The 22392-nt window shown below is 37.9% G+C and carries 17 protein-coding genes, 1 tRNA gene and 1 other annotated feature; of the genes, 9 read left to right on the plus strand and 9 right to left on the minus strand.

Going from position 1 to position 22392, the window contains the following annotated elements:
* Nucleotides 1–4 precede the first annotated feature (4 nt).
* Entirely contained in the window at nucleotides 5–472 is a 468-nt protein-coding gene (ribE, locus tag RBQ61_RS02925; RefSeq protein ID WP_308139038.1) for a 6,7-dimethyl-8-ribityllumazine synthase, read from the plus strand.
* Between the two features lie 383 nt (nucleotides 473–855).
* Nucleotides 856–2649, plus strand: coding sequence for a multicopper oxidase family protein (locus tag RBQ61_RS02930; protein WP_308139039.1), 1794 nt, complete (start codon nucleotides 856–858; stop codon nucleotides 2647–2649).
* A 418-nt stretch (nucleotides 2650–3067) separates the two neighbouring features.
* On the opposite strand, the gene RBQ61_RS02935 is transcribed toward RBQ61_RS02930, so the two are convergent.
* Both RBQ61_RS02935 and RBQ61_RS02940 read right to left on the minus strand, forming a co-directional pair.
* On the minus strand, nucleotides 3068–4555 hold the full coding sequence (locus RBQ61_RS02935; RefSeq protein WP_308139040.1) for an LA2681 family HEPN domain-containing protein: 1488 nt from the start codon (nucleotides 4553–4555) through the stop codon (nucleotides 3068–3070).
* 459 nt (nucleotides 4556–5014) lie between these two features.
* On the minus strand, nucleotides 5015–5368 hold the full coding sequence (locus RBQ61_RS02940) for a helix-turn-helix domain-containing protein (protein ID WP_308139041.1): 354 nt from the start codon (nucleotides 5366–5368) through the stop codon (nucleotides 5015–5017).
* A gap of 203 nt (nucleotides 5369–5571) precedes the next feature.
* On the opposite strand from RBQ61_RS02940, the gene RBQ61_RS02945 reads away from it, so the two are divergent.
* The 4 genes from RBQ61_RS02945 to RBQ61_RS02960 all read left to right on the plus strand — a co-directional run bounded on the left by RBQ61_RS02945 (nucleotide 5572) and on the right by RBQ61_RS02960 (nucleotide 9546).
* Nucleotides 5572–5967, plus strand: a complete 396-nt coding sequence (locus tag RBQ61_RS02945) for a BlaI/MecI/CopY family transcriptional regulator (protein ID WP_308139042.1) — start codon at nucleotides 5572–5574, stop codon at nucleotides 5965–5967.
* Entirely contained in the window at nucleotides 5960–7450 is a 1491-nt protein-coding gene (locus tag RBQ61_RS02950) for a M23/M56 family metallopeptidase (RefSeq protein ID WP_308139043.1), read from the plus strand. The genes RBQ61_RS02945 and RBQ61_RS02950 overlap by 8 nt, the downstream gene beginning before the upstream one ends.
* A 798-nt stretch (nucleotides 7451–8248) precedes the next feature.
* Nucleotides 8249–9346: a tyrosine-type recombinase/integrase gene (locus tag RBQ61_RS02955; RefSeq protein ID WP_308139044.1), complete on the plus strand. Its 1098-nt coding sequence runs from the start codon at nucleotides 8249–8251 to the stop codon at nucleotides 9344–9346.
* On the plus strand, nucleotides 9343–9546 hold the full coding sequence (locus RBQ61_RS02960) for a hypothetical protein (protein WP_308139045.1): 204 nt from the start codon (nucleotides 9343–9345) through the stop codon (nucleotides 9544–9546). Before RBQ61_RS02955 ends, RBQ61_RS02960 begins: the two co-directional genes overlap by 4 nt.
* Here the strand turns inward: RBQ61_RS02960 and RBQ61_RS02965 are convergent.
* From RBQ61_RS02965 to RBQ61_RS02990, 6 genes are all read right to left on the minus strand, one after another.
* A tRNA-Ser gene (locus RBQ61_RS02965) sits at nucleotides 9509–9597 on the minus strand. The two genes, RBQ61_RS02960 and RBQ61_RS02965, sit on opposite strands and share 38 nt — an antisense overlap.
* 373 nt (nucleotides 9598–9970) lie before the next feature.
* Complete coding sequence (gene serS / locus RBQ61_RS02970; RefSeq protein WP_308139046.1) at nucleotides 9971–11260, minus strand: serine--tRNA ligase; 1290 nt, start codon at nucleotides 11258–11260, stop codon at nucleotides 9971–9973.
* Between the two features lie 145 nt (nucleotides 11261–11405).
* Nucleotides 11406–11604, minus strand: a binding site (T-box leader).
* A 68-nt stretch (nucleotides 11605–11672) separates the two neighbouring features.
* Nucleotides 11673–12572 (minus strand): L-serine ammonia-lyase, iron-sulfur-dependent, subunit alpha, encoded by a 900-nt coding sequence (gene sdaAA / locus RBQ61_RS02975; RefSeq protein WP_308140088.1) that lies wholly within the window; start codon nucleotides 12570–12572, stop codon nucleotides 11673–11675.
* The gene (gene sdaAB, locus RBQ61_RS02980; RefSeq protein WP_308139047.1) at nucleotides 12572–13255 is read right to left on the minus strand and encodes an L-serine ammonia-lyase, iron-sulfur-dependent subunit beta; all 684 of its coding nucleotides are present in this window, start codon (nucleotides 13253–13255) and stop codon (nucleotides 12572–12574) included. Before sdaAB ends, sdaAA begins: the two co-directional genes overlap by 1 nt.
* Nucleotides 13256–13328: 73 nt before the next feature.
* Nucleotides 13329–14489, minus strand: a complete 1161-nt coding sequence (locus RBQ61_RS02985; protein WP_308139048.1) for a dicarboxylate/amino acid:cation symporter — start codon at nucleotides 14487–14489, stop codon at nucleotides 13329–13331.
* A gap of 244 nt (nucleotides 14490–14733) precedes the next feature.
* The gene (locus tag RBQ61_RS02990) at nucleotides 14734–15750 is read right to left on the minus strand and encodes an aldo/keto reductase (protein WP_308139049.1); all 1017 of its coding nucleotides are present in this window, start codon (nucleotides 15748–15750) and stop codon (nucleotides 14734–14736) included.
* Between the two features lie 247 nt (nucleotides 15751–15997).
* On the opposite strand from RBQ61_RS02990, the gene RBQ61_RS02995 reads away from it, so the two are divergent.
* The 3 genes from RBQ61_RS02995 to RBQ61_RS03005 all read left to right on the plus strand — a co-directional run bounded on the left by RBQ61_RS02995 (nucleotide 15998) and on the right by RBQ61_RS03005 (nucleotide 20589).
* On the plus strand, nucleotides 15998–17065 hold the full coding sequence (locus RBQ61_RS02995; RefSeq protein WP_308139050.1) for an AI-2E family transporter: 1068 nt from the start codon (nucleotides 15998–16000) through the stop codon (nucleotides 17063–17065).
* Nucleotides 17066–17240: 175 nt separating this feature from the next.
* A complete protein-coding gene (locus RBQ61_RS03000; protein WP_308139051.1) occupies nucleotides 17241–18161 on the plus strand; it encodes a TIGR01212 family radical SAM protein in 921 nt (306 codons plus the stop codon).
* A gap of 100 nt (nucleotides 18162–18261) precedes the next feature.
* The gene (locus RBQ61_RS03005; protein WP_308139052.1) at nucleotides 18262–20589 is read left to right on the plus strand and encodes an S-layer homology domain-containing protein; all 2328 of its coding nucleotides are present in this window, start codon (nucleotides 18262–18264) and stop codon (nucleotides 20587–20589) included.
* Between the two features lie 64 nt (nucleotides 20590–20653).
* On the opposite strand, the gene RBQ61_RS03010 is transcribed toward RBQ61_RS03005, so the two are convergent.
* Nucleotides 20654–22210 carry an ABC-F family ATP-binding cassette domain-containing protein gene (locus tag RBQ61_RS03010; protein ID WP_308139053.1) on the minus strand — a complete coding sequence of 519 codons (1557 nt, stop codon included), beginning with the start codon at nucleotides 22208–22210 and terminating at the stop codon, nucleotides 20654–20656.
* Between the last annotated feature and the right edge of the window lie 182 nt (nucleotides 22211–22392).

Here is a 22392-nt window from a genome sequence, read left to right on the forward strand (position 1 = left end):
TTACATGAAAATATTTGAAGGAAAATTCGTATCAAAGGACATTAAAATTGGCATTGTTGCCGCACGCTTTAATGAATTTATCACAAGTAAACTGCTGAGCGGCGCTTTGGATGGACTGAAACGACATGATGTAAGCGAGAATGATATTGACATTGCATGGGTTCCCGGAGCCTTTGAAATTCCGCTGATTGCCTCAAAAATGGCGAAAAGCGGCAAATATGATGCTGTCATCTGCCTCGGTGCTGTTATCCGCGGCAGCACCACCCATTACGACTATGTGTGCAGTGAAGTTTCCAAGGGCATTGCCCACATATCCTTGAACAGTGATATTCCTGTCATGTTCGGTGTGCTTACCACTGAAAATATCGAACAGGCAATTGAGCGTGCAGGTACTAAGGCGGGAAACAAAGGCTTTGACTGTGCTGTCAGCGCCATTGAAATGGTCAACTTGATTCGCAAAATTGAAGCGTAGAATGAAAATATAATCCGCCCGTTGGATGGATAGTAGGAAACGCATAAGGCAGAAAAACAACGGAACGCCTTGCAGCGTATGGATTACGAGCCCAAAGCAAATATTTTCAAACAACAGGGCTAGAAATAGAGTTAGAGCAGAAAACCCACCGTCCATTAAAGGCGGTGGGTTTTTAATAAAACTACCTGTTCATCAATCCACTTGTAAACATTACTAATTTCCCCTAAATAATCGGCATCAACGTCTTTTTGTTCTATTTCGTTACTGTGTTCAATGATACCTGAAGTAAATTAGGGCACAACAAAAAAACCCCGCGTAACCTCGGACATGCATCGTCACTTACTCATGTTACACGCATATACTGTGTTTAGGAGGAGTGATATATGATGGACTCTAAAATAATACCGAAATATCAGACGGAACTAACCATTCCGCCTGTATTTATGCCCACTCAAAAATATGACAAATTTTATAAATGCTGCGTTCCAACTTATGAGGTCGATATGGTTGAGGCAGAAGTACAAATGTTGCCCGCATGCTTTCCAAAAACAAAAGTATATGCATATGCAGGTATGGTATATGCAGAAAATAACTGTTGTGGTGAATATCGTGCCAGCGTACCAGGTCCTACCTTTATGGAGGAAGCAGGTCAGGCAATCAGTGTCATTTGGAATAATCGGATCAAGGGAAAACATCTTTTTGCGATAGATCCTACCCTGCACTGGGCAAATCCCAACGGAATGGTCACACCGGAATATCCATTCCAGCCTTATCCCGAAGGCTATCTATTGGCACAGGAGCCGGTTCCAACTGTGGTTCATTTGCACGGCGGTGAAACCGAATCCAAATATGACGGCTTTCCGGACAGCTGGTTTACCCACAATGGAAAAAACGGACCTATGTATGAGACAAACGAATACAAATATTTGAATCAGCAGCAATCATCTACACTTTTTTATCACGATCACACAATGGGCATCACCAGACTCAACGTCTATGCCGGACTGAGCGGCGCCTATCTGATTTCTGATCCTTATAATTATTTGGATAATATAGACTGTACGCCACTTCCATCCGGTAAATTCGATATACCGCTCATGGTACAGGATAAATCATTTGATGAAGACGGAAATCTCTCTTTTTCTGCCGAGGGTGATGTGCCTGATGTGCACCCGTATTGGAGACGCTTTTTCTACGGCAATACCATTGTGGTAAACGGCAAAGTATGGCCAAAACTTGATGTGGAACAAACCGCATACAGATTTCGTATCATTAACGCTTCTAATTCTAGATTTTATAAATTTAAACTGTCAAACTGCCAGCCCATCATTCAAATTGGAACGGATGGCGGCTATCTGGAAAGACCGGTATATCTCGATGAGTTATATCTCGCCCCAGCCGAACGTGCGGATGTTATTATTGACTTTTCCGGTGCCTGCCTGAATGATGATATTTGCCTGCTTAATGTAAACTATGAAGATGGACAGACCAATCCCGATACCACGGGTCAGGTTATGCTGTTTAAGGTAATGTCCCCGTCCTGCCAAAAACCCCTTTGTTTACCTAGAAGGCTTAATGAAATCCCAAAATTATGCGAAAATATTTCCAAGCGTGTGGTTACACTAAATTCGCTCAATTGTAATGACGATGTTCTGGCACTTCTATTAAATGGAAAGGTATTTGCTGCAAACACTACCGAGTACTCCGTAGTGGGTTCTATTCAGGTGTGGGAGGTGGTCAACCTTGCCAACGGGCCCCATCCCATTCATATCCATCTGGCAGATTCCCGTTTGGTAAACCGGCAAAAAATAGATGTGGACAGTTATCGGCATGATTGGGAGCAAATTAACGGTCCCATGCCGATAGCAGGCCACATCAAAGAAATTAATCCGGATTCCTACTGTACGGAAGAACCGTTGGAACCGCCGGAAAATGAAAATGGATGGAAGGACACCATTGTCTGCCCTCCGGGCTACGTTACAAGAATTATGCTGGCCATGTACCCAAGTATTCTGGATCCATCTAAAATAAAGCCAGGTAAAAACAGATTTCCCTTTGACCCTAGTACCTTGCCGGGATATGTTTGGCATTGCCATATGTTGGATCATGAAGACAATGAAATGATGCGTCCCATGAAGGTTGTCCTTCAGCCTCCTAATAGCTCCTGTACAAATTAACCAGACCGTTTAAACAACTATCATCCTTTATAACCACCCGCCGCAAAATCACTGGTTATTACACACAAAAGCATTCGTTGGTAAAGCGACAAATAAACAAGTAACGCTGCTATTGTAAAAGCCACTAAACAGACCACTTTAGACTATAAAAAGACAAACCCATCTATAACTAATGTTATAAAATAGGTTTGTCTTTTTGTGTCATTAGTACAAAATAGATGCATACCTTATTAGAGTGAATCAAAGTCCCACGTTTTATGAAATAACTATTCCAATATAAATATTAACGATGAGGCTTCTCCGATAGGCAGCAATGTAATTCCTTTAACCGGCGTAAACTGGGTATTTTGTGCGTTTTCGGTGCGTATATCTTACTGAAAAAGCAAAGGGCGTGACGGACTGTATCAGTTGTCGCGCCTTATTTGCATATATCCGGCATAACAGTAGTTTGAAATTGTGGGATAACTTTCCCTTGTTCTTTCGCCTTTTCTCTTTTCCTACTTTCCTCGATGTGTATGGCAAACGAAAGATAGATTATTGTTTCTCTTATGAATTGCATTAGCTCAAGCGTTTTTTCATATAGAGATACGGTGCTGATGCGATAGGTGTAATCGTCGCTTGTAGGTATTTCTTCTAATGTCGATACTGCGTATCTGTGTTCCATCCGATTTCTAATCGTATCAAATTCCTTACTTGCCGGCTTTGTTGTGCGACGGTAGTTCTTTTCATAAACGTCTTTGGAGAGCCAGTAAATAGCGTTGAGCATATCATTGTTTTCACAAAGTGTTAATAGTGGATTAGTTGTGCCCTCTTTGGTATTCCAAATACTCCTAAATGATACCCTGTCTAAAGGTATTCCTAAAGAAAAATACTCATTCATGAAGAAAGCTATTCTATCAAGTATAGAATATAAAGTACGAAATGCTGTTCTGATGGAATAGTCACTGTGAGAATGTACGTCCATATCAATTTCAATTTGTAAAACTTCTCTATCTGCCAGTTGAGCACTTTTTCTGTCCTGCATACCATCATAAAACAAGTAACGTGCAGAAACATATTCTTGTTTTATTTGATTAAATAATCCATAGTGAAATTTCCATTGTTCTGTCTCGGAAGTATAAATCATGCTAGGCAAATGAAGATAATCTGTTGCCACGATAGGAGCGGTCATTATGTCGTTTAGCTCATTCAAAAATAAGGTTTCCATCGTAGCCCATTTCCTATAATTTTGTTCTTTTTTTGTTTTACCAAAAGTATAATCACCTAAATTCAATGGATTCTCAATAAAATCAGGGGGGTATCGTTGCTCAATAGTCATTTTAATACTCTCAAAGTATTTTGCCGCATTTCCATGCAAATCCAAATATTCCCTATGTTTTAATGCTTCGGTCAAGCAAAAATGGGCAAAATGGTTAAAAATATGGCTATGATTTGGGTCATAAGTAAAAAGTGATAGCTTATGTGCAGCAATTCCTTTATTTCCGAGCGCCATAGGAAACATTCCGTATTTTGACGAAGCTATATCATATAAACGCATGGCTTCCAATACGCGACCTACCCTACTATAAGCATTACCGGCATTAGTATATAACTGTTGAAAAAGACCGTTGGTATCTACACTGACAGATTGAATATTATCGAGTGCGGCACGATAGTAATAGATATAATTTTCTTGTAGTTCTTCTAATTCAGGGTGTGAAAGATTATCAAAAACCAAACTTTCAATATCAGCATAGGCAGTTGCTATGGAATAGTTTAGGCTCAACATATCCATGTTGGATATTAAGGGGTTATCAAGCAATTCCATTGCCGAAAAAATAGATTTTTTTAAGCCTTCTACATCTCCATTATCAGTATGCAAATCAAATACTGTCTTTAATTTTACAATCTCATTGTGTAAATTCATTGTTGTTCACCGCCTATCTTTTGGATAACACAGGCATGTAGTTGCCATTTTCATTTTAACATAAAGTCGAAGGAAAAACGATTGAGTAATTATGTTTTATACGGGTGACAATGCAACCAGGGTGCAATATCCGATAAAGGCTGTCGCGTCCCTATTTTTTATTGCTATTCAGTAATGTTCGGTATATCTTAATACACTACTTCTCGTGCAATGCGGTTGATTTCGCTGTTATATGTAATTGTCCTGAATACTGTCAATATTGTGTGCCATGCATCTACCGCAAGCCGCCAAACAACAGTTCCTATTGCATTTTATCACATAAAAAAATAAAAAGCCTTAAAACCTTTATGTTTCAAGACTTTTAAGACTTTTTGCTTTGGCGGAAGCGGTGGGATTCGAACCCACGTGCCCCGAAAGTCAACCGCATTTCGAGTGCGGCTCGTTATGACCACTGGACATTCATTCGTTCTCTGTTTCGACTTCCTTAATCTCTTTTGCCGTGACAGTGACTATCCGCAATCCTTTATCTCTCATATCATCAAGCAGACTGTCAGGCTGTCTGCGCTGCGTGGATTTGTCTGTTTCCTTGTTTGGAAAAAAGAATTGGTCTACCGATACATCTAAAAGAGTAACAAGCTCATAGAAGATTTGTAGGCTTGGGTGCTGTCCGCTATTTTCAATGGACGCAATATATCGGGGGGCTATGTGCATTTGGTCTGCTAACTCGTTCCTCGATATTCCTTTTGTTTTTCGCGCTTCTTTTATGGCTTGACCAAAAGCCTTAAAGTCGTATTTGATTTTTTCTTGCTTCATATTATTTCACCCTACTACATTTTACTGTTCACCTCACGTCGTTAGATATGATTACACACATCATCTACTTGATGATAATAAATCATAAAGATTATTTTTGAAATTTCTCTTGACCCTACTACATACATGTAGTAGAATAAAACCACTACATAAGCGTAGTAGAATTGTCGCAGACGTGCGGCAGTGAATGGAGGGTGTACACCATGATTAATTTTCAAAAACTATCAGAAACGGAAATGGAAGTGATGCAGATTATCTGGGCTTCCGACCATCCCATTACATCCGGCGAACTGCTTGACATTTTTGCACAGCAAAAGGGCAAGGAGTGGAAAGGGCAAACAATTGCAACCTTTCTTGCAAGGCTGGTTGAAAAGGGTGTCCTGACTTCCATAAAACAAGGTCGGGCGAATATTTATAAGCCTCGCATATCGCCGGAAGAATATCGGAGCCATGAAGCAAAGAGCCTATTGGAAACTTTGTATGAGGGTTCGGTTAAAAACTTCCTGACAACGCTCTATGACGGCAAGGAGTTGACGAAAGATGAAATGACCGAATTAAGGCGCTGGTTCGCAGAAAAGGCAGGTGAAAAGAATGAATAATCTGTTTTCAAATCTCCTTGCCATGTCTATTGCGGGAAGTGTAGTTGTCGTGTTAATGTTGTTGCTTCGACCTGTAACGGCGAAAATCTTCCCTGCAAAGTGGCAATACGGAATTGGGAAAATGGCAATTGCTTTTTTTCTCCTGCCCGTTTTCCTCTTTGCCGGAAAGTTCCCTTTTGTTCAGCCTGTCATAGAAAGCTATCCCGCCGAACCGCCTATCATTCAGAAAGCACCACCAACATTACCATCAAACGGTTTTGTGGACACAATGGATACTCTGGTGGAGAAGCATTTGACGTTTGAATTGACACAAGCTATTTTGTTCATTTGGTTTGTGGGTGCGATGGTATTTGCCGGATGGCATTTCTATTGCTACCGCAGGTTTTCTAAACAGCTTCGGACTGACAGCTTTCCCGTATCTGAGGATACCACAACCGCTGTCCTGCTTTCTTCATGCAAAGTAGCGTTAGGTATTCACAGCGAAGTAAAACTTATGATGAACCCGAAAATCAAAAGCCCTATGCTTGTGGGGTTACGCAACCCCATGATATTGCTGCCAACCTCAAACATGCGGGAACTTGACTTGAAACTTGTCTTGACCCATGAGTTAATGCACTTGAAACACAAGGATATATGGGTAAAAATGCTTGCTTTGCTTGCTGGAACCGTGCATTGGTTTAACCCCCTTGCCCATGTTCTACGCAAGGATATAAGCACATGGGGCGAGTTGTCCTGCGACGAGGCATTGGCATGTGATATGTCCAATGAGGAAAGAAAACATTATGGCGAAGCCATCTTGAACACGCTGGATAACCATTCCAGCATGAACACAGCTTTTTATTCTCCCTTATGCGAGAGCAAGAAGCACATTGAAAGGAGATTGATAAGATTGTTGAACGTTAAGAAAACGAAGAAGTATATTGTGGTTTTAGCTGTTGTAGTAATCCTCGTAATCGGCGTTACAGGATTGGCATTGGCTTCCAGTTCTACAGGGAACGACATTGGCAATGTTAGCAATGTTGGTGTTGATAATGTTAGCAATGTTAGCGTTGATAAACAGGACGATAGCAATATGGACGGGAAATATCTATGGCCTGTAACGGGGTATGATCGTATCACCGCCGCATATGGTTCACGCATGCATCCCATAAAGAAGGAAGTGATGTTTCATAACGGGATTGATGTTTCGGCACCCGAAGGCACATCTGTATTTGCCGCCAATAAGGGAACAGTCGTCGAGATAGAAGATAATGAAACAGATGGTAATTATATCATTTTGAATCACGGCGGCGGCATTCAGACTTTTTACTCGGTATTGTTTGGATTTGCAGAAGGTCTTGCAGAGGGCGATACCGTGCAACAAGGCGACGTTATCGGCTATGTTGGCTCGACTGGCGAAGCAACAGGCAATCATCTACACTTTAGCTTGATTATTGACGATGAGTACATTGATCCGATGAGCGTTTTTTCATCGGAGGATTGATTTTTTCGCAGTGTCACGGATGGTGTGTTTAGCATCGACAAAGATGATTTTAATGGTGCAGCTGGTGGTTGGCAGTAATTTTTGTTTTCGCATCCGACAACTTGCCTCTAACCGATCAGAGCTGGGCGACTTATTTGCCCAGCTCTGATCTTTTGATAGGGGAGTTTTCATTGTGTTTTGATTATTTACAGTTATTCCTAAAGGGATCTCACTGCTTGCAGTTAGGAAGGTGATTTGTAGGGCAAAGCTTAAAGTGTATACCGCCTAAAGGCGGTGGGTTTAGTCCATACGAATAGATACTAAACAACAAAGGTTTTTCATAATTTTTCTAAAACCCTACGTTTTGTTTGGTTAACTGCTTGACGGGATATACCACTTGATTGCGCAATATCCGCTGTTGAGTGACATCAAAAACCAAAGCCGCCGTTTTCCTTTTTGAAAAATAGGTTTTCGGGGGGTGTATTAAGGTTGCCCTTTTTTAAGGACATGGCGGTATCAAGGAGGTATCGCCATGTCAATTTTTAATTATCATGCTCCACCTAATACCCATTTGTCAAAAAAAGCCCTTATTTACCAACGGGCTATTCCGGCTATCAACATGAACACACGCATCATCATGTAAAATGTAACAGTTCCACTTATGCCCGACTGATTTTTTCAGTCGGGCCTTTTTGCGCTTTTCTCAAAAGTTTTTCAAAAAATCTCCCGACGTTTCCGGCATTTCCAAATCGCCCGGTGTTGAGGGTTTATGAAAGGGGACATCACCCGCTTTCGCGGCTGCGAAAGGAGGTGAATACCATGAATGAACCTGCTCGCACCCAATGGCAAATCCGTTGCGCATTTAACGGCTATTGCAAACGGGCGTTGAAGAATGAAGCAGCCAATGCCCACAGGGACACAAAGCGTCAGCAACTACGCGAAGTGACGTTTTCCGACTTGTCCCCGCAGGAGGAAAATCAGCTTTACACCCATGACCTCTATTTTGCAGATGATGAAGCTGAAAAAGCCTTTTGCGTGGCAGGAAAGGAAATCTCCGCAAAACTGCTTGCTGAGGCTATGCACAGCTTGCCGGAAGAAAAGCGTAAAGCTGTCCTGCTGTATTACTTCTTTGACATGAGCGACGTGGAAATCGCAGAACCGGAACATAATCGGTTGTACGTTTTTGTGGGTAAAGAAAGCCTGGCATCCGTTGGCTGCCGCTCCAAAAAGAATGTTTATAAGGCACAGTTTTATTCAGCGGAAGAAATAATGGAACTTTTTGATGCGGTGGAGGGCGATCCTTTAGAGATATGTGTGAAGTTGGCGGCCTACTATGGACTACGCCGAAGTGAAGTCCTCGGATTAAAATGGGATGCGATAAACCTTGAGCAAAAGACCATCTCCATCAAGCATAAGGTAATTGAGGAAACGGTAGATGGCAGATCAGTTGCTGTGGGTGAAGATGTCCTCAAAACAAAATCCAGCTTTCGCACACTCCCATTATTACCATCGGTTGAAAAGCTACTGTTGGCAGAAAAAGAAAAGCAGGAAATGTACCGCAAGCTATTCAAGCGCTCCTACTGCCGAGATTATCTGGACTACATTTGCCTCGACCAGGCGGGAAAGCTTATGCGTCCCAATTATGTAACGGAACATTTTAGCTGGTTGCTTGAAAAGAACGGTCTGAAGAAAATAAGGTTTCATGATCTCAGACATTCCTGTGCCAGCCTACTGCTGGCCAGCGGCATAGCGATGAAGCAAATCCAGATATGGCTTGGGCACAGTACCTTCTCAACCACAGCGGATATTTACTCACATCTGGACTTCCATGCACAGATTGAATCGGGGCTTGTAATGGACGGAATGTTTGACAGAACCCCAGTGGACGAGCCTACTGGACTTGAAGAAGATGAATGAATTTCTACAAACTTCTTCATCGAAGTGCGAAAAAGCCTTATATGACAAGGGGTTATGATATGAAGGATTTCTACAAAACCATTAAAAACGCCCTTAAAAGAGGGCGTAGAAAAGAGCAAAAAAGGAAGAGCCTGCTGCGGACATTGACCGCAAACAGGCTCATGGCGGAGGCGGTGAGATTCGAACTCACGTGCCCGTGAGGACAACCTGATTTCGAGTCAGGCTCGTTATGACCACTTCGATACGCCTCCATATTTTATTTTAATACACCAAGTCTTTTGTAGAAGTCAAGGCAAAGTGTAGAAAAACCGTAGAAATCGGTAAAAAGCTAAATTTTCAAAATCCCGCAAACCCGCATAAACTCAAGGGTTTCCCGCATTTTCAAGGCAACTGACCGAGTGGATTTCGAGTGCGGCTCGTTATGACCACTTCGATACGCTTCCCAAATAAGATTCCATATAAGTTTAACTAAACATCTCTTTTTTGTCAATAGTCATATTTTCATCATATGCTTAATTATATACTTAGCTTATTATTAGAATTGCAATAATGCTTTATATATTTTAACTAATCAGCCGCTATACTCTTATTTTCATAGTATAGCGGCCTAGTTCATATATTTTTCTAAACTGTGCATTTAATAACAGTCTTACCACCCATATACGGTCTGAGTGCTTCAGGAATATTTACTGAGCCGTCTGCATTCAAGTTGTTTTCTAAAAATGCTATCAGCATTCTCGGAGGCGCAACCACTGTATTGTTTAATGTATGAGCAAAATATTTATTTTTATTTTCATCTGCAATTCTTATTTTCAGTCTTCTTGCCTGAGCGTCGCCAAGGTTAGAACAGCTTCCAACTTCAAAATATTTCTGCTGTCTTGGAGACCATGCTTCAACATCAACTGATTTAACTTTCAAATCTGCTAAATCTCCTGAGCAACATTCCAGTGTTCTTACCGGAATATCCAATGTTCTGAACAAATCAACCGTATTCTGCCACAGTTTATCGTACCACATCGGGCTGTCTTCAGGTTTACATACAACAATCATTTCCTGTTTTTCAAATTGATGAATTCTGTAAACGCCTCTTTCCTCTATTCCGTGTGCTCCTTTTTCTTTTCTGAAGCACGGTGAATAGCTGGTTAATGAGTATGGAAGTGATTCTTCTGGCAATATTGTATCGATAAATTTTCCTATCATTGAGTGTTCGCTGGTACCTATTAAGTATAAATCTTCACCTTCAATTTTATACATCATTGCATCCATTTCAGCAAAACTCATAACTCCTGTAACCACCTCGCTGCGTATCATAAATGGCGGAACGCAGTAGGTAAATCCACGATCAATCATGAAGTCTCTGGCATAGGAGATAACTGCCGAATGAAGTCTTGCTATATCCCCCATTAAATAATAAAATCCGTTACCGGCAACCTTTCTTGCGCTTTCCAGATCAATGCCGTTGAATTTATCCATTATATCTGTGTGATAAGGAACTTCAAAATCTGGAGTTAAAGGCTCTCCAAACTTTTCAACTTCAACATTCTCGCTGTCATCTTTTCCTAATGGAACGCTAGGATCTATGATGTTGGGAATTGTCATCATAATTTTGAGTATTTTAGCTTCCAATTCTGTTTCTTTTTTTTCAAGAGCAGCCAATTCTTCCTGATTTGCCACAACTCTTTTCTTCAGCTCTTCTGCCTCTTCCTTTTTTCCCTTTGCCATTAATCCGCCGATTTCTTTTGAAATCTTATTTCTTTCTGCTCTCAATGTATCTGCTTTTAATTTTGCTTCCCTGTTTTCAACGTCTAAAGCAATCACTTCGTCTACCAAAGGCAGTTTGTTATCCTGAAATTTATTTTTTATGTTTTGTTTTACTATATCAGGATTCTCTCTTACAAATTTTAAATCTAACATACTACATCCTCCATATAAAATTCGCAGTCTCCATCACCGATTTGTTTACTCCCTGTCGGCCGTTCAAATTGGGATTTTGCTGCGTAAGTACTTACTCCATTTATCTGAAAAACAGAGTTAGAACTAAAAAAACTCCCGTCTCTGATTTAGAGACGAGAGATACTCGCGGTGCCACCCTAATTATTATACAAATGTATAATCACTTAGTAAGTTATCGCCCTTATACGTCCAGGTTAATTCCCTGAAAACTCCGGAACGGATTCAATAATAATTGTATCGGTTCACACCATCCACCGACTCTCTTAAACAATAAATTATTTACTGCTTTCCATCATAGTCATTTATTTAAATGTAATATACCCTAAGGGACCAAATTTGTCAAGCTTGATTTGGCTATTCATCAAAAGTTTATTTAAATTTTACTATTATATGTAGCCTTATCTCCAAATATTTCTTTTTTTAATTTTTCACCTGTTGGCGTTATGGCAACTCCGCCTTGAGCCGTTTCTCTCAACTCAGGAGGCATCTGCTTTCCTACCTTGTACATAGCCCATACAACTTCGTCAAAAGGTATCTTGCTTTTTACGCCTGCCATCGCCATATCCGCTGTTGAAAGAGCACTTACCGCCCCAGCAATATTTCTCTTAGCACAAGGAACCTCAACCAATCCTGCCACTGGATCGCAAACAAGCCCAAGGATATTTTTAAGTACAATTGCCGCAGCATCCAAAGCCTGCTCAGGTGTTCCTCCCATCATTTCTACAACTGCGGCTGATCCCATTGCCGCAGCCGAGCCGCATTCAGCTTGGCAACCACCTTCAGCTCCTGCCAATGTAGCGTTCTTTGCAATTATTATACCTACGCCGGATGCAGTAAATAATGCATTGATCATGTCGTCCTCGGACTTGTTTAACCTTTCTGCTGCAGAAATTATAACAGCAGGAAGGATTCCGCATGAACCGGCTGTAGGGCTTGCCACTATTCGTCCCATTGCTGCGTTGACTTCAGATGAAGAAATAGCCCTGGCCATTGCTCGCACCATAAAATCACCTGTCAAAGTTTTACCGCTGTCGGCATATTTTTTTAGTCTAAAAGCATCACCGCCGATTAAACCGCTCACGGATTTAATTTCTGTCTCTTGTGCCGTTGTTGAGGAATCAATCATTACCTGAAGACTTTTTCTCATTTTTTCAATGACTTCTTCTCTTGTGAAATCAGATCTTTCGATTTCGGACCTTATGGCATATTCACAAATCGAAATATTTTCTTTTTTACATAAATCTATTAACTCTGTGCCGCTTGAAACAAACATCATTTACCTCCTTCAATAATCGGATTTATGACTTTAACATTCTCGATTTCTTCTATTTTTCTGATTTGAGTAATTATATTTTCCGAAATTAAGCTATCTGTCTCCAGAGCCATTGTTGCCATTTTCCCCTTTGCACTTCTATAAACTCTCATGCTGGCAATATTTATATTATTGTTGTATAAAATAGATGATATTTTTGATATAACTCCAGGCAAATCTCTGTGCTGCGTCAATATTGTAGGGCGTTCACCGGTAAATTCAACATTCTGCCCATCTATATTAAATATTAGAATATTTCCCCCACCTATAGAACTTCCAGTTACTTCTGTTATTTGTCCATCTTTTTTTGTCAAAACAAATTTGACTGTGTTTGGATGAACATCTCCCAAATCTGTTTCGGTAAATTTTATCTCTATATCATTTTCAGCCGCAATTTCAAATGACTTTTTTAAATCTTCATCCCATGGATCCATATTAAGTATTCCGGCTACAAGAGCTTTATCTGTTCCGTGCCCTTTATACGTTTGAGCAAATGAACCATGAAGCAAAAATTCGGCCTTAACTATTTCTCCGCCTGCTATAATACTAGCTACCTTAGCTAACCTTGCTGCACCGGCAGTATGTGAACTTGATGGCCCAATCATTATTGGTCCAAGAATATCAAAAACACCATAATCTCGCATTTTATTCTCCTTGCAATATATTAATATGGCTTCCCTGCGGAAGCCATTGCAACCTTAATTTTCTGGTTGAGTTTTATTTAGATATTGTGTCAACTATCATTGCAACTGCCTGATCTCCTGATACATTACACGCCGTTCCGAAGCTGTCCTGCGCAATGTATAATGCAATCATTAACGCAATCATTGGCTCCGTAAATCCTAAAACTACTTCCAAAACACCTAGTGAAGCCATAACTGCACCTCCGGGAACTCCTGGAGCCGCAACAATTGTAATACCCAGCATTGCTATAAATCCTAAGAAAAGGTTAAAGCTCACAGGCATTCCGTTTAACAGCATTACAGACATCGCACATGTAGTAAGTGTAATTGTACTTCCTGACATATGAGTAGTTGCGCAAAGTGGTATGACAAATTCCCTTATTCCTTTTGAAATACCCATTCTTTCAGAGCACCTAATATTAACCGGAATAGTGGCAGCCGACGACTGTGTCCCCAAAGCTGTCAAATAGCCTGTTATCTGAATCTTCAAGCATGAAAATAAGTTTTTCTTTGAAATTGCAGTTCCTATAGCAAATTGAACTATAATTATTATTAAATGCATTGCAATAACTATTAAAAATACTTTCCAAAATACCGAAAATACTGTTGCAACCTGACCTGTATATGTCATATTTATAAATATACCAACAATATAGAGCGGAAGCAATGGTATAATTATATTTTCAATTACTTTTGTTATAATCTTTTGAAATCCGTCCGCAGCTTTTCTGAGAGGGTCGTTGTTTACAGCGGCAATTCCCAGTCCCAGAATAAATGCTAGAACCAATGCAGAAACAACAGGCATTATTGCAGGCATTTCAACTGTAAAATACGGCTCTAAAGCAGCTGTACCTTCTGTTATATCTGCTACTGCGCCTTTTACTATAAATGAAGGCAACATATTAATGCCTACAAAGTATGCAAATATACCTGAAAGTAATGTAAAACCATATGCTATCACAACTGTTACGCCGAGAAGTTTTCCTGCACCTGTTCCCAGTTCAGCGATACCGGCAGTTACAAAGCCTAGTATAAGCAACGGTATGATGAAACCCAGGAAGTTTCCGAATATTGAGCTTATTGTAATAAAAATTCTGCTGAACCAAAGTGGCGCAATACTTCCAAACACCAATCCAGCTATAATACCTATTATAATTCTGGGAATCAACCCTAATTTGAATTTTTTTTCCGTCATAATTTCTCCTTAAATATTAATTACCTTTATTATCTTAAACATAAATATAATTTTCAAATAGTATGATTTTAAATATGCCAAATTATATCATATTGACCAAAAACATTCTTCGTTTTTGGCTAAACAATGTTAATATAACCTGAAAATTTCTTTTTATTCTTTTAGTACTGTCACTCACATTAAACCTTACAATAAAAAAATCAATCTGAGAATTAAGTAATCCTACAAATTGATTTTATTAATCTTATAGATTTTTAAATGTTTCTACAGCATGCTTAAGTTTATCCACAATAGGAAGATTGTACGGGCATTTTCCTTCACATTTTCTGCACCTTACACATGCGGTAGCCTTGATCGGCATAGCTTCATACTTGTTTCTGCCATACTCTGGCAAATTATACCTTGTAACATATCCTTCAAAAAGAAAAACACTGGGAATATCTATTCCTTCAGGACATGGTTTGCAATAACCACATCGTCTGCAAAAATCATTTCCTAAAATTTCAACTTCCTTGTTCAACTCTTCTTGCTCTTCAATTGTGAGAGGCTCTGAACATTCACCTACAGATGCATTTTCAACAACCTGCTCAATTGAATCCATACCTGGTATTGCAACATTAATAAGATTACTGTTAATAATATATTTTAAAGATAATTTTTGTTTGGTAAATGCACCTCCGGCCATTGGTTTCATAGCTATAGTGCCCATATTCTTTTTCAGTGCTTTTTTAAATAACTCTACACCCTGCGATTCTACAGGATTAAAAGGAAATTGTATTGTTTCAAATTCATCATGTTCTATTGCTTTCATCATAAGTTCCTTAAGGTGTCCGGTTATACCTATGTGTTTTATTAGTCCCTGTTCTTTTGCTTCAAGCAATGCCTTAAGTGCTCCATCTTCTGAAAGCACCATGTCAAGCTGCTCCTGCTTGCCCACATTGTGAACTTGAAACAAATCAATATAATCAAGCTGCATGTCACTTAAGCTTTTCTCTATAGCTTTTTTCATAGAATTGTAGTCATAGCTCATAGATTTTGTTGCTATGTAAAAATTTTCTCTTCCTGCTTCTTTTAGTGCATTTCCAATGTATTTTTCACTTACCGTATATCCCTGAGCAGTATCAATAAAGTTAATTCCTCTGTTTTTCGCTTCTATTATAAGTTTTGTTGCATATTCCTGATCAACTCTTTGGATTGGTATTCCTCCAAAACCTATGACAGAAACATACATTCCTGTATTCCCCAGCAATACTTTTTTCATCTCATTCTCCCTATCTTAGTTATCGTTTTCTTTCATACTAAGATAATTATACCGCTACTCCAGTATACCGTCAACATTCTTCAAGTCCAAAAAGCAAGTATCCCGCAATTTATATATTGCGGGATAGCTTAATGATTTGGAAGAAGATAAAAAAAGTATTATCTAAATATAGTTATTTGCAAATTCTCTCTATTTATTCATATATTTTTATAATACTTAATACTAATTAACAGAAGAGGGTGATTGTTTGAAAAATTATTTAATTTTTCTGTCTATTTTTGTTGTAGGCATTTCCGTTTTCAGATTCATTTATTTAGAAAACGGCCTGTCAATTATTATTAATGTATGTTTTCCAATTATTGCAGGTATAATTATTGCTTCTATTTTTAATCCCATATTAGTCTTTATTCAAAAAAGATTAAAAATAAAAAATAGACATGCAGCAATTACATTTACCTTTTTATTTATTATTTTTATAATTTCAATTATAATTACAATTATTACACCAAATATAATATTAAGCATAAGACAGTTGATGAAAGATATTCCTGTATTGTTTTTTAAAGCAAGCAAATTTTTATCTGACTTTGGCAGTGAAAATGAGATTCTGCAAAATTATCTTGCTGAAATAACAAGCAAATTTTCTTACTTAATGTCATGGCTCCTTAATTTTGCAATTGAAAAGGTCATAAATATATTTTCTGCTATAGCAAATATGCTTCTTTCTATAATTATTGCTTTTTACATCTTAGTCGATAAGGAAAAAATTGAAAATTGGACCTTCCGTTTAAGTTGCACTATTTTCGGGAAAAAAGCATCCGTTGAAATGTTCAGAGTTATGCACAGCCTTTATGATAATGTATCAAACTATCTGGCAGGAAAAATAATCTCCTCAATAATATCGGGAATATTAATGTTTATCGGATCAAAGTATATAATAAAATCGCCCTATCCCGTAATTGATTCTATAATTATCGGAGCAACAAACATAATCCCTTACTTCGGTACTTTTATTGGCGGCATTCCAATACTGTTGATAAATGTTCTTTACGACTCCGAAAAAGGATTTCTAATGTTTATTTATATACTTATATTGCAACAGATAGATAATCTTGTTATTGACCCTAAAATTTTAAGCAGCAAGCTTTCAATTAAACCGATTATTATAATTATTGCAATTATAATAGGTGGAGGTTTTTTTGGACCTGTAGGCTTATTTTTAGCCACCCCCGTTGCTGCTCTTGCAAAAACTTCAATTGATGCTTTTATGAATTATAAACTTAATGGGAATTCAGATAATTTTTCCGTTAAATAATCTATACAAATATTTTCTTATTTATATGTATTTTTTTGATTTTTATAAAAATTGTGCACATTTGTGGATAAAACTGTTGACAACTGCCTAAAAAAGCATAAAATTTGTGTATAACTTCCTTAAACATTTTAGGAAGCCTGTGCATAACTCAAATTAACAAAGGTGAATTTTTAATATGTGGAACGATAAAAGATATCATTCATTAGACTATGAAATGAAAAAAATATTTGGCGAAAAAGGAATCAAGCTGTCTATAGACGGTAACTTTACCTGCCCAAACAGAGATGGGACAATAGGACGCAAAGGCTGTATTTTTTGCAGTGAAAGAGGATCAGGAGATTTTAATTCCCAAAAAGAAAAGTCTATTCCTGAGCAAATTGAAGAACAAAAACAAATTATGTCAAAAAAATGGAAAAGCAATGCATATATTGCATATTTTCAAAACTACACAAACACATACGATACTGTTGAAAGCCTGAGGAAAAAATTTTATGAAGCAATTAACTGTGAAGATATCAAAGGACTAGCCATAGCAACTAGACCTGACTGCATCAGCCCGGAAATACTGAGCCTTTTATCAGAGCTTAACTCCAAAACATTCTTGTGGGTAGAACTGGGCCTTCAGACTATTAATGATAATACTGCAGTATTTCTAAGACGAGGATACAAATCAGAACAGTTTGATATAACCTGCCGCAACCTGGAAGCTGCCGGTATACGAACAGTAGTTCACTTAATATTTGGAATTCCCGGGGAAACAAAGAAAGAAATGCTTGAATCAGTTAAGCACATCTCACAAAAAAATATGTGGGGAGTAAAACTTCACATGCTTCATATTTTACACAACACTGACTTGGCAAAGTACTATCAAAAAACACACTTTAAAATACTAACTTGTGAACAGTATGTTGATGTTGTATGTGATGCACTGGAACTTTTGCATCCGGATACTGTCATTCACAGATTAACAGGTGACGGAAAAAAGTCAGATTTAATAGAGCCCCGATGGACTCTCCATAAACTTAAAGTGCTTTCAGACATTGATAAAGAGCTAAAATCAAGGGACAGCATTCAGGGTAAAAATTTGCCATTGTAATGTTAATGTAATAGTAACTCTGCTTATTATATTATATAATTATTATTAGAAAATACTGTAATACAGTATTTTTTTATTTGATTAAATAGGGTGTATAAAAATGAGAAAATTTTTATTGATAGCAACAATTTTAATAATTGCTCTCTCCTCACTGACTACTGTCTATGGACAAAATTTTCCTGATGTAAGCAGCGATTTGCAGGAAGCAGTATCCCTTCTGTCAGGCTATGGCATAATTCATGGATATCCAGACGGAGAATTTAAGCCTGACAAGGATGTTACACGTGCAGAGATGGCTAAGATAGTAATGGTGGCAGCCGGGTACTCTGAATATTCGAAAAATATGACCTCTGTCTATGAGGACATGCACGGACATTGGGCAGAAAGTTATGTAGAACTTGCAAATGTATTTAACATAGTAAAAGGAATTTCACCCACTACATACGGACCGGATAATAAAATTAAATTTTCGGAAGCTTATACTATGATAATAAGACTCCTTGGATACAGCGACGAATCTTTAGAAGGGCTTTGGCCTTCTAATTATTATAAAAAGGCTGTAGAACTTAACTTGTTTCAAAACATTGATACCAATAAAGTATACGCCTCCAGAAGAGACATTACTCTTATGATTTACAACGCACTGGAGTGCGATTTGGTTAAAACTAAAGATAATAATACTGTATCTTCCACGGGGAAAAAATTAATTTCTAACATAGGGAAAGAAGAAACAAAGGAAATATCTATAAATGATCTTAAGATAGAAAATTTTGATTATACTGATTACCTTTTCAACAAGTGGAATGTATATTATGATATTGACGGTAATACAATTCATTTAACAAATCCTAGGTATAATGAATTTTCCGGCTCCGTAACAAGTTTGCTGACAAACAAAGTTATATTTGTTACTGATGACTTTGGAAATGTCAGAGCTTTCCAGCTTCCGGACATACCTATAGTAATAAACGGCGCAAAAAGTAGCTTCAGCAATTTAAGCGACAGCCGAATAAAAGTAATATATAAGGATGACTCCTTTAATGGTGATGTTATCGGAATAATCGCCTACAAGGAAACAGACGTGGCAGTAATTGATAGAAGCAGTCTTTATAAGGAAGGCAGCAAGTCTTTTGCAGGTAAAAATCTTCCTCTGAAAAGCAACGGTGAAATCAATTACAGCAAGCTGCACATTTCAGGAGATGCATCAACCTTAGAAGAAATTAAGGCTAATGATGTAGTATACTTTTATGAAGCAAAAGATACTTACAGGGGAGATTCCCTTACAATAAATGTTTTGAGAACACAAACAGAAGGTGTGGTAACAGGAATTCAAACTGTAGACAACAGCACATTTTACACTGTCAACAACATAAGTTATAAAACAGGAGAAAACTTTATACTCACAGAACAGGTTTCCGTTAACGATAATGTTGAATTACTTTTGGATAAAAGCAATAATATTGTTAAAATTAATATACTTAGCTATGGAAAATATCCTACAACTTTTGGCATAGTTCTGTCCTCATCAGACAGCACAAACGGAAATGCAGCGGTGAAAATACTAGACGAATTCGGGAGTTCAAAAACATATTCTCTCGCTGATAATTCAAGCGTAGTCACCATTGTTGAAGATGAGAATAATTTAATCAAAAAAACATATCTAAAAAAGAATGATATTGTTAAATTTGATCCTGTGTCAAACGAAACTCTGAAAATTATAAATTATGTTTCATCACCGACATATATTGCCAACAATTACACATCCGGCACACAAACTTTATCAAACGGGTATTGGATTACATCTGACTCATTTATAGTATACGAAGCGAACGGCAAATATCAATTGCTTGAACCCTACCAACTCGATACTTATCTTGTAGGAAAAGCAGTTATTGGATATAACGGACATATTGACGTATTATATTTAAGCAAAGGTATTAAAACCGAAAGTGAAATAACCGTGACTCCGGAAGTTCCTCAGACATTTAACGGTACCATTTACGGCATTATTAAAGGCGTCACAAAAATTGATGCTGCTACAAGCCATGTACAGTTCTTTAACAACAGCAATGTATTTTCAGTCTCAAACACATCAACAGCAGGCAAAAAAACGTCACTGGTTTTAAATGCATATGTAAGAGCTGAAATAACAAATGGAACTATTACAAGCATTGAGAAAGTAGCTTCAGAAACCGACAGAGTTAAAATCACACAAATTTATACAAATCAATTCCTGATAGATGGTATTACGTATATGGAATATTCTCCAAATTTGGCCGTATATATATGCTCAACAGACAAATCAGGAAATATTACGAACGTCAAGATAGGATTAAAAGAAAACATAAAATCCGGTTCAACCGCACAGCTGTATGATTTATATGGCAGCTTTGACGGGATAATCGATGTGGTACTTATATTTAACTAAAACTAAAGGTGCTGCTCTTAATTGAGTCTGCACCTTTATTATACTTAAAGTTTATCTATAACTGCTAAATTATTTTAGTCGTAAAATCTTCTATATTCCATACATCAGTAACAAAGCTCTCATAGAAGTACGGCTCATGGCTTACAAGCAATACCGTTCCCCTGAATTCGGACAATGCCTTTTCCAATTCATCCTTCGCTTCAGTATCTAAATGATTTGTTGGCTCGTCTAAAACAAGGAAGTTCAATTCCTTCAATAGTATTTTACACAATCTTACTTTTGCATTTTCGCCGCCTGAAAGCACCTTCATCATACTTGTTATATTTTCAGTTGTCAGTCCGCATCTTGCCAGTTCCAGTCTAACCTCATGGTTTGTAAGAGATGGATATTCGCTCCACACTTCATCCAGTGCAGTATTGGTGTTATTCTTAGAATCTTCCTGCTCGAAATAACCGTATGCCACATTTTCACCAAAAGATACGTTGCCGCTTACAGGAGGAATTATTCCCAGTATTGTTTTTAAAAGAGTTGATTTACCAAGACCATTTACCCCTGTAAGAGCAATTTTTTTATTTCTTTCTACCTGAAAACTCATGGGGTTAGTCAAAGGTTGATCATACCCAATAACAAGTTCCTTTGCTTCTATAAGAAACCTGCTTGGCGCCTTTGTTTCTTTAAATCTAAATGATGGTTTAGGTTTATCTCTGGGCCTTTCCAACACATCCATTTTCTCCAGCTGCTTCATACGGCTGTTTGCCATACCTCTGGTAGCAACTCTGGCCTTATTTCTTGCTATAAAATCCTCTAATCTTTCTATTTCTTTCTGCTGCTTTTCATATTCTCGTTCTTCTTTTTGCTTGTTCAGCTCATAAATTCTCTTAAATTCCTCATAATTTCCAACATACCTTGTTAGGTTGCAATTTTCAACATGGTAGATGATATTGCAGACGTTGTTGATAAAAGGTATGTCGTGGGAAATAAGTATAAATGCATTTTCATAATTTTGAAGATAGTTTGTAAGCCATTTTATATGATTTTCATCTAAGTAGTTTGTAGGCTCATCCAGCAGTAATATCACAGGATTTTGGAGCAAAAGTTTTGTAATCAGCACTTTTGTCCTTTGTCCTCCGCTCAGTTCATCAACAGCCTTGTCAAGGCCGATATCCGTAAGCCCCAAACCGTTTGCAACTTCTTCTATTTTTGAATCAATAATATAAAACCCGCTGCTGTCAAGTATTGTCTGAATATCCGCAGCATCTTCCATCATCTTGCTGACTTCCTCATCATCCGCGGATGCCATATCCTCATAAAGCTTCATCATTTCCTGCTCCATTTTAAATAAATCGTCAAAAGCAAGGCGAAGATTTTCTCTTATTGTTGTTCCGGGCTTTAAAGCGGAGTGCTGATCGAGATAGCCTACCGTCACTCTTTTTGACCACTGGACACTTCCCTCGTCAGGCATCAGTTTACCTGTAATAATATTTAAAAATGTTGACTTTCCCTCTCCGTTGGCTCCTATAAGAGCAACATGCTCACCTTTTAGAAGTCTGAACGACACATTATCCAATATTGCACGTGCTCCAAATCCGTGAGTTACATTTTTTACGTCTAAAACACTCATATATTCTCCTCATAAATAAATATTACAAAATTTATTTCAATTTAACTAAATATAAATTAACTATACAATCCTCTAATACCATCATATAATTATCCCTCATCTATAGCCTTATGTAATAATAATAAATATTGTATTGATTGTAAACACATTTTTTAGTTTCAACAAATTTTACGCTCAATTTT

The sequence above is a fragment of the Sedimentibacter sp. MB35-C1 genome, assembly GCF_030913635.1.
Taxonomy (GTDB): domain Bacteria; phylum Bacillota; class Clostridia; order Tissierellales; family Sedimentibacteraceae; genus Sedimentibacter.

Bases quoted from the DNA above. Each gene is read 5' to 3' on its own strand.
- RBQ61_RS02950 (WP_308139043.1), top strand. From the start codon at position 5,960: ATGAATAATCTGTTTTCAAATCTCCTTGCCATGTCTATTGCGGGAAGT.
- RBQ61_RS03000 (WP_308139051.1), top strand. From the start codon at position 17,241: ATGTGGAACGATAAAAGATATCATTCATTAGACTATGAAATGAAAAAA.
- RBQ61_RS02990 (WP_308139049.1), bottom strand. From the start codon at position 15,750: ATGAAAAAAGTATTGCTGGGGAATACAGGAATGTATGTTTCTGTCATA.
- RBQ61_RS02935 (WP_308139040.1), bottom strand. From the start codon at position 4,555: ATGAATTTACACAATGAGATTGTAAAATTAAAGACAGTATTTGATTTG.
- serS (WP_308139046.1), bottom strand. From the start codon at position 11,260: ATGTTAGATTTAAAATTTGTAAGAGAGAATCCTGATATAGTAAAACAA.
- RBQ61_RS02985 (WP_308139048.1), bottom strand. From the start codon at position 14,489: ATGACGGAAAAAAAATTCAAATTAGGGTTGATTCCCAGAATTATAATA.
- RBQ61_RS03005 (WP_308139052.1), top strand. From the start codon at position 18,262: ATGAGAAAATTTTTATTGATAGCAACAATTTTAATAATTGCTCTCTCC.
- sdaAB (WP_308139047.1), bottom strand. From the start codon at position 13,255: ATGCGAGATTATGGTGTTTTTGATATTCTTGGACCAATAATGATTGGG.
- RBQ61_RS02955 (WP_308139044.1), top strand. From the start codon at position 8,249: ATGAATGAACCTGCTCGCACCCAATGGCAAATCCGTTGCGCATTTAAC.
- sdaAA (WP_308140088.1), bottom strand. From the start codon at position 12,572: ATGTTTGTTTCAAGCGGCACAGAGTTAATAGATTTATGTAAAAAAGAA.
- RBQ61_RS02945 (WP_308139042.1), top strand. From the start codon at position 5,572: ATGATTAATTTTCAAAAACTATCAGAAACGGAAATGGAAGTGATGCAG.
- RBQ61_RS02960 (WP_308139045.1), top strand. From the start codon at position 9,343: ATGAATTTCTACAAACTTCTTCATCGAAGTGCGAAAAAGCCTTATATG.
- RBQ61_RS02930 (WP_308139039.1), top strand. From the start codon at position 856: ATGATGGACTCTAAAATAATACCGAAATATCAGACGGAACTAACCATT.
- RBQ61_RS02940 (WP_308139041.1), bottom strand. From the start codon at position 5,368: ATGAAGCAAGAAAAAATCAAATACGACTTTAAGGCTTTTGGTCAAGCC.
- RBQ61_RS03010 (WP_308139053.1), bottom strand. From the start codon at position 22,210: ATGAGTGTTTTAGACGTAAAAAATGTAACTCACGGATTTGGAGCACGT.
- ribE (WP_308139038.1), top strand. From the start codon at position 5: ATGAAAATATTTGAAGGAAAATTCGTATCAAAGGACATTAAAATTGGC.